Genomic DNA, 9,599 nt, shown 5'->3' on the forward strand with positions numbered 1-9,599 from the left:
CCCTGTTCTGCGGCTACGGTGCACGCGACGCCCGCGACGAAGTCTTCGCTTTGGCCGAGAAGATCAAATCCCCGATCGGCCACTCCTTCCGCGGCAAGATGTACTTCGAGTACGACAACCCTTACGACGTCGGCATGTCCGGCCTCCTTGGCTACGGCGCCTGCCTCGACGCCATGGAAGAGTCCGACCTGTTCATCATGGTCGGCACCGACTTCCCCTACACCGACTGGCTCCCCGAGGAAAACGTCGCCCAGATCGACATCAACGGCACCCACATCGGCCGCCGCACCAAGGTCGACTACCCCGTCGTCGGCGACGTGAAGAGCGTCATCGAAAACATCCTCCCCCACATCGAGGAGAAGAAGGACCGCAAGTTCCTGGACAAGATGCTCAAACGCCACTACCAGCTGCTGGACCACGTGGTGAAGAGCTACACCGAGGAAGCCTTCGAGTCGAAGAAGCCGATCCACCCCGAGCTCGCTGCCTCCGTGCTGGACAAACTTGCCGACGACGACGCCTACTTCACCGTCGACACCGGCATGTGCAACGTGTGGTCCTCGCGCTACCTCACCCCGAACGGCAAGCGCGACGAAGGCGCATCCTTCCTCCACGGCACCATGGCCAATGCCCTGCCCATGGCCATCGGTGTCCAGGCCGCACAGCCGGACCGCCAGGTCATCTCCTGGTCTGGCGACGGCGGCCTGGGCATGCTCATGGGTGAACTGCTCACCATCAAGCTGCACCAACTGCCGGTGAAGGTGATCTGCTTCAACAACTCCTCCCTCGGCATGGTCAAACTCGAGATGATGGTGGCTGGCATGCCCTACTTCGGCACCGACCACGAACAGGTCAACTTCGCCGAGATCGCCAAGGGTGTCGGCATCAAGTCCTTCCGCATCGAGGAGCCCGAGGACCTCGAGCCGATGCTTAAGGAAGCACTTGCTTACGACGGCCCCGTAGTCGTTGACATCGTCACCGACCCCGAGGCTCTCTCCCTGCCACCGGGAATCACCTGGGACATGATGAAGGGCTTTGCCAAGTCCGGCGCCCGCACCGCCTTCCTCGAAGGTGGCGTCGGCCGACTGTTCAACCTGGCCAAGTCCAACCTCCGCCACATCGGTGGTGCCGCCGCCATCGAGTTCGGCGGGTAGGTTGCGGTAGTTCGAATGCGCGATAAAGCCCGCGCTGCCCCTGTGATGGGTAGCGCGGGCTTTTCTTGTCTGTCGTTGCCGCCGACTAGGCGTCGGGGGTGAGGTTGCGGCGACGGCGTCGTCGTGAAGCAGCTGGCTCCCATGCAACGACCGCGGTGGAACGCGGCACGTGCACCAACTCGCCGCCACGGCGAGAACCGTTGCGCAACTTCTGGCGCAGCTCTTCGTTGTGGCCGCGCTGGGCATCCAACTCGTCCTGCAGTTCTTCGATCTGCGCGGAGAGCTCAATGATCGTCTTGATGCCCGCCAGGTTCACGCCTTCCTCCTGGGAGAGGTACTGGATGCGGCGCAGCATCGAGATGTCGCGGCTGGAGTAGCGGCGACCGCCACCCTTGGTACGCATCGGGGTGACCAGGCCGAGCCTGTCGTAGGTGCGCAGGGTCTGGGCGTGCATGCCGGTGAGCTCGGCGGCGACAGAGATGACGAAGTATTCCTTCTCTTCTGCCATGGTTACACCTCCTTTCGCCGTCTAGCGCTCGGACCAGCCGGCGCGCGGGTCGAAACCAGAATCCTTCTCGGCCTGGGCGTACGCGCGCAGCGCGCTGGTTGCGGACGGGTCAAGATCCTTCGGCACCTTCACCTCAACCGTGACCAACAGGTCGCCGGCGTTGCCGGAGCGCTTCGGGATACCACGGCCACGCACGCGCAAGGTGCGGCCGTTCGGGGTGCCAGCGGGGACCTTGACCTTCACCGCGTTGTCTAGGGTCGGCACCGTGATAGGGGAACCGAGGGCGACCTCTGCAAACGAGACGGGGACCGTGACTTCGAGGTCGTCGCCGGAGCGGGTAAAGGTGTCGTCGCTACGCACATGCACCATGACGAACAAGTCGCCGGCGGGAGTGCCGTTGGGACCTGCTTCGCCTTGGCCTGCAAGGCGCACCTTCTGACCATCGATGACGCCTGCGGGGATGCGGACCGTGATCGAACGGGTACGTCGGACGGTGCCGGTGCCGTTGCATGTGGTGCACGGATCCTCGATGACTTCACCGGTGCCGTGGCAGTTCGTGCAGGGACGAGCCATGCCGAACGCGCCGGAGTTCTCCCGGATGTAGCCGGAGCCGGAGCAGACCTCACACGTGTGCGTCTTGCCGGACTTCGAACCAGAGCCGTGGCAGGTGGTGCACGGTGCGTCGCCGGTGAGCTCGACGGGGAACGTCGTGCCCTTGGCTGCTTCGCGGAAGTCGAGGGTTATTTCCGTTTCGACGTCGGCCCCCCGCGACGGCCGAGCGTTCCTGCCAGCACCGCCGCGGCCGCCAAAGAAGCCACCGAAGATATCACCAAGGCCGCCGTCTCCAGCTTGTCCACCAGTGGCTGATCCGAAGATGTCCGAGAGGTCGAATTCCGTTTCCGTGCCGCGAAACCCGCCCGGAAAACCGGACGCTCCTCCCCGCCCGAACCGGCCAAAGCCGCCCGAGCCGATCATGGACTTCAACTGGTCGTATTCTTTGCGCTTCTGCTCGTCGCCAATAACGTCGTACGCTTCCGCGACCCGCTTGAACTTCTCCTCGGCCTTCTTGTTGCCGGGGTTCGAATCCGGGTGGTTTTCGCGTGCGAGCTTGCGGTACGCCTTCTTAATATCGGCCTGGCTTGCCGTCGACGACACACCTAAGTCGCCGTAATAATCCTTGTCGGCCCATTCCTGTTGCATAGCCATCTCGCACCCTCCTTTCGCTGTAAATCGGTGTGGAGTTGTTGTCTTCTAAATTTCGTTCACTAAATAATCTAAGTAAAAAGGCCGGGGATCAGGCCGCTTATCGTTTGCGTGTACCCATTCCCCGGCCCTGCCACCAAGTTGTTGTTACTCGGTGGTGTCGGCACTTTCAGCCGGATCGGCGATGATCACCATGGCGTTTCGCACCAGGCGGTCACCCACCGTGTAGCCCTTGCGCAGCACCGTTCCCAGAACCTTTTCATCGCCCTGGGACAGATCCTGCACGGCCTCGTGGACCTCCGGGTTGAACTCGTCGCCCTCAGCGCCGAACTCCTTCACACCCTGGCCAGCGACGATGGAACGGAACTTATCCGCGAAGGCCTTCAGCGGGCCTTCTTCCAGGTCGCCGTGCTGCTGGGCGAGATCGAGATCGTCGAGAAGCGGCAACAGCTCGGTGGCAAACTTTGCCTTCGCGGTGGTGGCAATCTCGCCACGCTCACGCTCGGTGCGGCGGCGGTAGTTGGCGTACTCGGCGCTGACACGCTGCAGGGACTCGGTGCGCTCTGCGAGCTGCAACTCGATGTCGCTGACCGTGCCGTCGCCATCGACGTCCGGGTCTACCTCGCCCTCTGTGATCTGCGCTGCGTCTTCCAAGTCTTTCAACTCAGCTTCCGCGGCAACGAGAGGGTCCTCGTCCGTGGACAGTGCCTCGGACTCGGCCGCCTCGTCGGCCAGGGCTTCCGCCTGATCCGGGGAGACGTACTGCTCGTCCGTCGCCTCCGGATTACCCGGGTTATCGGGCATCTGCTCGTTGTTCGGGTTCGTCATCAGACGTCGCCTCCTTACACGTACTGGGTTGGATTACTTGTTGTCGGCGTCGGTGTCGTCGTCCTCGACAACCTCGGCGTCCACAACGTTGTCGTCGCCAGCATCAGCCTGGGTAGCACCCTCGTTGGCCTGAGCCTCGTAGAGCGCGGTGCCCATTGCCTGGGACTCGGTGGTCAGCTTCTCCACTGCAGACTTGATGGCATCCAGGTCCTCGCCCTTGAGGGCCTCGTCGACAGCATCGGCAGCCTCGGTGACGCGGGTCTTGATGTCCTCGGAAAGCTTCTCGCCGTTCTCGTCCATGAACTTGCGGGTCTGGTACGCCATGGTCTCCGCGTTGTTGCGGGTCTCCTGCTCCTCGCGGCGCTTCTTGTCCTCGTCAGCGTGAGCCTCGGCGTCCTTGATCATGCGATCGATCTCTTCATCAGACAGACCAGAGCCGTCCTGGATCTTGATCGTGTTCTCCTTGCCGGTGGCCTTATCCTTCGCGGACACGGACACGATGCCGTTGGCGTCGATGTCGAAGGTGACCTCGATCTGCGGAACACCACGCGGTGCCGGAGCGATACCTGCCAGTTCGAAGGAGCCGAGCAGCTTGTTCGCGGAAGCGATCTCGCGCTCACCCTGGAAGACCTGGATCTGCACGGACGGCTGGTTGTCCTCAGCCGTGGTGAAGGTCTCCGAACGCTTCGTCGGGATGGTGGTGTTGCGCTCGATGAGCTTGGTCATCACACCACCCTTGGTCTCAATACCGAGGGACAGCGGAGTGACGTCGAGCAGCAGCACGTCCTTGACGTCGCCGCGCAGGACACCAGCCTGCAGAGCAGCACCCAGAGCCACAACCTCGTCCGGGTTCACGGACTTGTTCGGCTCCTTGCCAGTGAGCTCCTTGACCAGATCGGACACAGCCGGCATACGGGTCGAGCCACCAACCAGAACAACGTGGTCAATGTCGCCGACAGACATGCCAGCATCCTTGATCACCTGGTTGAACGGGCTCTTGGTGCGATCCAGCAGGTCGGAGGTGATCTTCTGGAACTCGGTGCGGGTCAGGGTCTCGTCGAGGAACAGCGGGTTCTTCTCTGCATCAACCGTGATGTACGGCAGGTTGATGGAAGCCTGCTGTGCAGACGAAAGCTCAATCTTGGCCTTCTCCGCAGCCTCGCGCAGACGCTGCATAGCCATCTTGTCCTTGGACAGGTCAACGCCGTTCTGGGACTTGAACTTGTCCACGAGCCACTCGACTACGCGGTTATCCCAGTCGTCGCCGCCGAGCTCGTTGTCACCAGCGGTAGCCAGTACCTCAACAACGCCATCGCCGATCTCAAGCAGGGACACGTCGAAGGTGCCGCCGCCAAGGTCGAAGACCAGGATGGTCTCTTCCTTCTCAGCCTTATCCAGGCCGTAAGCCAGAGCCGCAGCGGTCGGCTCGTTCACGATACGCAGGACGTTCAGGCCTGCGATCTGGCCAGCTTCCTTGGTGGCCTGACGCTGAGCGTCCTCGAAGTAAGCCGGAACGGTAATAACAGCCTCAGTGACCTCATCACCCAGGTAAGCCTCCGCGTCGCGCTTCAGCTTCTGCAGCGTACGAGCGGAAATCTCCTGCGGGGTGTACTTCTTGCCATCGATATCTACGGTCCAGTCCTCGCCCATGTGACGCTTCACGGAGCGGATCGTGCGATCGACGTTGGTCACCGCCTGGTTCTTTGCAGACTGACCAACAAGCACCTCACCGTTCTTCGCAAAAGCTACAACCGACGGGGTGGTGCGGGAACCCTCAGCGTTAGCGATAACTACCGGCTCGCCGCCCTCAAGGACGGAAACAACCGAGTTCGTGGTGCCAAGGTCAATACCAACTGCGCGTGCCATAAAAGTAATTCCTCCTGTTGAAATGTGGTTTATCAGTAAGTTGATGCGCTTCGACTCAACTTGACGGCCACCACTATAACACCGGCGGGCACATCCTTGAGCCTGTTGCACTCAATCTATGTAACGGCACTGTACCCAAAGTTGTTCCCACTCGACGCAACTTTATTTGTTTCCGCAGGTAGAAGCACGCAAAAACACCCTCACCGACCGGGAACATAAGTGGGCGATGAGGGTGTCGTCGCTAAGCAAATGCCCTTAGAACAGGCCGGTTTCCTTCTCGGAGTAGGACCAGAGGAGGTTCTTGGTCTGCTGGTAGTGGTCGAGCATCATCAGGTGGGTTTCGCGGCCGATGCCGGACTTCTTGTAACCACCGAACGCCGCGTGAGCCGGATAGGAGTGGTACTGGTTCACCCACACACGACCCGCTTGGATCGCGCGACCAGCCTTGTAGGCGGTGGTGCCGGAGCGCGCCCAGACACCGGCGCCGAGGCCGTAGATGGTGTCGTTGGCAATGCGGATAGCCTCGTCGAAGTCCTTGAACGTGGTCACGGACATCACCGGGCCGAAGATCTCCTCCTGGAAGATACGCATGTCGTTGGTGCCCTTGAACACGGTCGGCTCGATGTACATGCCGTTTTCCAGGCCCTCAATCTTGTTCACGCCGCCGCCGGTGAGCACCTCAGCACCTTCCTGGGGCCCAAGCTCGAGGTAGGACTTGATCTTGTCCATCTGCTCGGTGGAGGCCTGCGCACCCATCATCGTTTCGGTGTCCAGCGGGTTGCCGGTCTTGATCTGCTTGACGCGCTGCACACCCAGCTCAAGGAACTCGTCCGCAATGGACTCATGCACCAGCGCACGGGACGGGCAGGTGCAGACCTCCCCCTGGTTCAGAGCGAACATTGCGAAGCCCTCGATGGCCTTCTTCTTAAAGTCATCATCCTTGGCAAAGATGTCCTCGAAGAACAGTGCCGGGGACTTGCCGCCGAGCTCGAGGGTGACCGGGATGATCTTGTCGGCCGCGGCCTTGTTGATGATCTTGCCCACCTCAGTCGAGCCGGTGAACGCAATCTTGGCAATGCGGTCAGAACCAGACAGTGCCGCGCCGGCCTCGTCGCCCATACCGTTGACAATGTTCAGCACACCCGCCGGAATGAGGTCGCCGATCAGATCCATCAGATACAGGATCGACGCCGGGGTCTGCTCCGCCGGCTTGAGCACGATCGCGTTACCTGCAGCCAGCGCCGGAGCAAGCTTCCAGGCCGCCATGAGCAGCGGGAAGTTCCACGGAATGATCTGGCCAACAACGCCGAGCGGCTCGTGGAAGTGGTAGGCGACGGTGTCCTCGTCAATCTGGCTCAGACGACCTTCCTGTGCACGCAGCGCGCCTGCGTAGTAACGGAAGTGGTCAATCGCCAGCGGAATATCGGCAGCGAGCGTCTCACGCACAGCCTTGCCGTTCTCCCAGGTTTCCGCGACGGCGAGCTCCTCAAGGTGCTCCTCCATGCGGTCCGCGATCTTCAGCAGGACGCCGGAACGCTCCTGCGGGGAGGTCTTGCCCCACGCGGGTGCGGCCTTGTGTGCGGCGTCGAGCGCCAGGTTGATGTCGGCTTCCTTACCGCGCGCAACCTCGCAGAACACCTCGCCGGTGACCGGGGTGATGTTCTCGAAGTACTCGCCATCTACCGGCGGAACCCAGTCGCCGCCGATGTAGTTGTCGTAGCGCTTGCGGAACTTGACGTTCGAGCCCTCGGTGCCAGGGTTGGGAAACACAGTCATCGTTGTGGCCTTTCTCAGTAGTGGAATGAATTGTGGGCCACACTACACCCAAATCCCTTTGTGGTCTAGGACAACTTCCCCTTGCGCGCACTTTTCGACGACCCCACGCCCCTTCCCCTTATGCATAACCACACATCTCTGACACAATGACCACGTGAGTGAACGTAAAAAACCAAAATATGTGGGAGCTCTGGACACGGCTGTAGACCCGATCCAGACACTGCCCACCACGGCCGACGCCGCCCAAGACCTCTCCCGCGAGCCGGTTGACCGCGGCGAGGTCATCGCCTCCGACGGCCGCACCGCCGCCGCGTGGGCACTGCGCTTCATCATCGTTGTCGCAGCCACGGCCATCCTTCTCTACCTGCTCAAATGGGTCTGGATGGGCCTTCTGCCGATTCTTCTAGCACTGATTGTGTCCACCGTCCTGTGGCCACCGGTGCGCTGGATGCGCGACCACAAGGTCCCCGCATCCCTGGCCACGTTCATCACCCTGATCGGCTTCTTCGGCATCATCGGCGGCATCTTCGCCGCCATGGCCCCAACCGTGAAAAGCCAAGGCAGCGAGCTCGTACGTCAGACTGAGCAGGGCCTCAATCAGATCGTCGATTGGCTGAAACAGCGCGACCTGGCATTCCTTGAGCCGGAAAAGATCCAAGAAACCGTCGATCAAGTCACCGCCTTTGCCAAGGGCCAGGCCTCCAACATTGCGTCGGGAGTGTTCTCGGGCCTGGGCGCGATTGCGTCGGTAGGCACCACGCTCGCACTGACCCTGGTGCTCACCTTCTTCTTCCTCAAAGACGGCGACCGCTTCCTGCCATGGGTGCGCAAGTACACCGGCGTGCGCGCTGGTTGGCACCTCACCGAAGTGTGCAGCCGCTCCTGGAACACCCTGTCCGGATTCATCCGCACCCAGGCCATCGTGTCCGGTGTTGACGCCATCTTCATCGGTCTCGGCCTACTGTTCCTCGGCGTGCCACTGTGGCCGGTGCTCGCGGTGATCACGTTCTTCGCCGGCTTCATCCCGATCGTCGGTGCGATTTCTGCAGGCGCTCTGGCGGTGATCATCGCGTTGGTGTCCAACGGGTTCATGAACGCCGTGTTCGTGCTCATCCTCATCATCGCCGTACAGCAGCTGGAGAGCAACGTTCTCTCGCCGATCCTGCAGTCCCAGGCGATGGGCCTACACGCCGCCGTGGTCCTGCTCGCCGTCGCTGTCGGCGGCACCCTGTTCGGCATCGTCGGCGCGTTCCTCGCGGTTCCGGTTGCCGCTGTCGCCGCCGTGTGGCTGCGTTACTGGGCTGAAATGGTTTCGCTGCGCTCCGGCGAGATCACCGCCGACGAGATAGCCATGGCCACCCAACAAACTCAGACCATGGATTCCAAGGAATCCTTCCTCGCTGTGCGCGACCACATGATGCGCCTTGCCAAACGCGAAAAAGAGCCCGTGAAAGAGGGGCTTGGCTCCACGCGCGTCCCGCTTGACGACGACACCCCGTCCGACATCGACACCAACCCACCCGGTCGCCTCCCCGGCGTGAACGACGAAGACTAGGTACGGTGGTGTGCCGTAATTGGTTATCGACGAAAGGAAATACCAATGGCCGATCTGAATAACAAGACCATCGCAATCCTCGCGACCGACGGCTTTGAAGATTCCGAACTGACCTCCCCGAAGGAGGCCGTCGAACAAGCCGGCGCAACCACCAAGGTCGTCTCCACCGAAACCGGTGAGATCGAGGGCAAGAAGGGCGCCAAGGTCGCCGTCGACGTCACCACCGCCGATGCCAAGGCTGCCGACTACGACGCCCTCATCCTCCCGGGCGGCACCCTCAACGCGGATGCCATCCGCGTTGATTCCGACGCCGTCGCCCTGGTCAAGGCGTTCAAGGACGCAGGCAAGCCGATCGGCGTGATCTGCCACGGAGGCTGGATCATGACGGATGCCGACATCTTGAAGGACGTGAAGATCACCTCCGTTGCCAACGTCAAGACCGACCTGGTCAACGCAGGTGCCGAGTGGGTCGACGAGGAAGTTGTCATCGACTCCGGCGTCATCTCGTCGCGCACCCCGGACGATCTGCCGGCCTTCAACGCCGCACTCGTCGAGGAGTTTGCAAAGTAACTTCTGCGAGGTAGCTGCTTTTAGCCCGCTGGCGCGTTTACGCCGGCGGGCTTTCTGCATGTCTGGGAGCTGTTCGGAGCGGATCGTCTAGCTGGGCTTGTGATGCTGCTAGACGTGTCATGTCTCATGACTTTTTGGACAT

General features: G+C 61.6%; 8 protein-coding genes. 3 read left to right on the forward strand and 5 right to left on the reverse strand.

The window, feature by feature from the left end; all coding sequences use genetic code 11:
* Positions 1-1,151 (forward strand): thiamine pyrophosphate-dependent enzyme (locus HMPREF2656_RS04690; RefSeq protein WP_246825116.1); only part of this gene is annotated, 1,151 nt, incomplete at its 5' end.
* 85 nt (positions 1,152-1,236) lie between these two features.
* Here the strand turns inward: HMPREF2656_RS04690 and HMPREF2656_RS04695 are convergent.
* The 5 genes from HMPREF2656_RS04695 to HMPREF2656_RS04715 form a co-directional block, all read right to left on the reverse strand.
* Positions 1,237-1,659, reverse strand: a complete 423-nt coding sequence (locus HMPREF2656_RS04695; protein WP_070484720.1) for a heat shock protein transcriptional repressor HspR — start codon at positions 1,657-1,659, stop codon at positions 1,237-1,239.
* A 21-nt stretch (positions 1,660-1,680) separates the two neighbouring features.
* Positions 1,681-2,865, reverse strand: a complete 1,185-nt coding sequence (dnaJ, locus tag HMPREF2656_RS04700; RefSeq protein ID WP_070815993.1) for a molecular chaperone DnaJ — start codon at positions 2,863-2,865, stop codon at positions 1,681-1,683.
* A 144-nt stretch (positions 2,866-3,009) separates the two neighbouring features.
* On the reverse strand, positions 3,010-3,690 hold the full coding sequence (grpE, locus tag HMPREF2656_RS04705; RefSeq protein WP_070815994.1) for a nucleotide exchange factor GrpE: 681 nt from the start codon (positions 3,688-3,690) through the stop codon (positions 3,010-3,012).
* 33 nt (positions 3,691-3,723) lie between these two features.
* Positions 3,724-5,556 (reverse strand): molecular chaperone DnaK, encoded by a 1,833-nt coding sequence (dnaK, locus tag HMPREF2656_RS04710; protein WP_070484726.1) that lies wholly within the window; start codon positions 5,554-5,556, stop codon positions 3,724-3,726.
* Between the two features lie 255 nt (positions 5,557-5,811).
* The gene (locus HMPREF2656_RS04715) at positions 5,812-7,332 is read right to left on the reverse strand and encodes an acetaldehyde dehydrogenase ExaC (protein WP_070615468.1); all 1,521 of its coding nucleotides are present in this window, start codon (positions 7,330-7,332) and stop codon (positions 5,812-5,814) included.
* Positions 7,333-7,513: 181 nt separating this feature from the next.
* On the opposite strand from HMPREF2656_RS04715, the gene HMPREF2656_RS04720 reads away from it, so the two are divergent.
* Positions 7,514-8,887, forward strand: coding sequence for an AI-2E family transporter (locus HMPREF2656_RS04720; RefSeq protein WP_070452548.1), 1,374 nt, complete (start codon positions 7,514-7,516; stop codon positions 8,885-8,887).
* Between the two features lie 45 nt (positions 8,888-8,932).
* A complete protein-coding gene (locus HMPREF2656_RS04725) occupies positions 8,933-9,457 on the forward strand; it encodes a type 1 glutamine amidotransferase domain-containing protein (protein ID WP_070423283.1) in 525 nt (174 codons plus the stop codon).
* Positions 9,458-9,599 lie beyond the last annotated feature (142 nt).

Source organism: Corynebacterium sp. HMSC034B08, from assembly GCF_001835805.1.
Classification (GTDB): domain Bacteria; phylum Actinomycetota; class Actinomycetes; order Mycobacteriales; family Mycobacteriaceae; genus Corynebacterium; species Corynebacterium coyleae.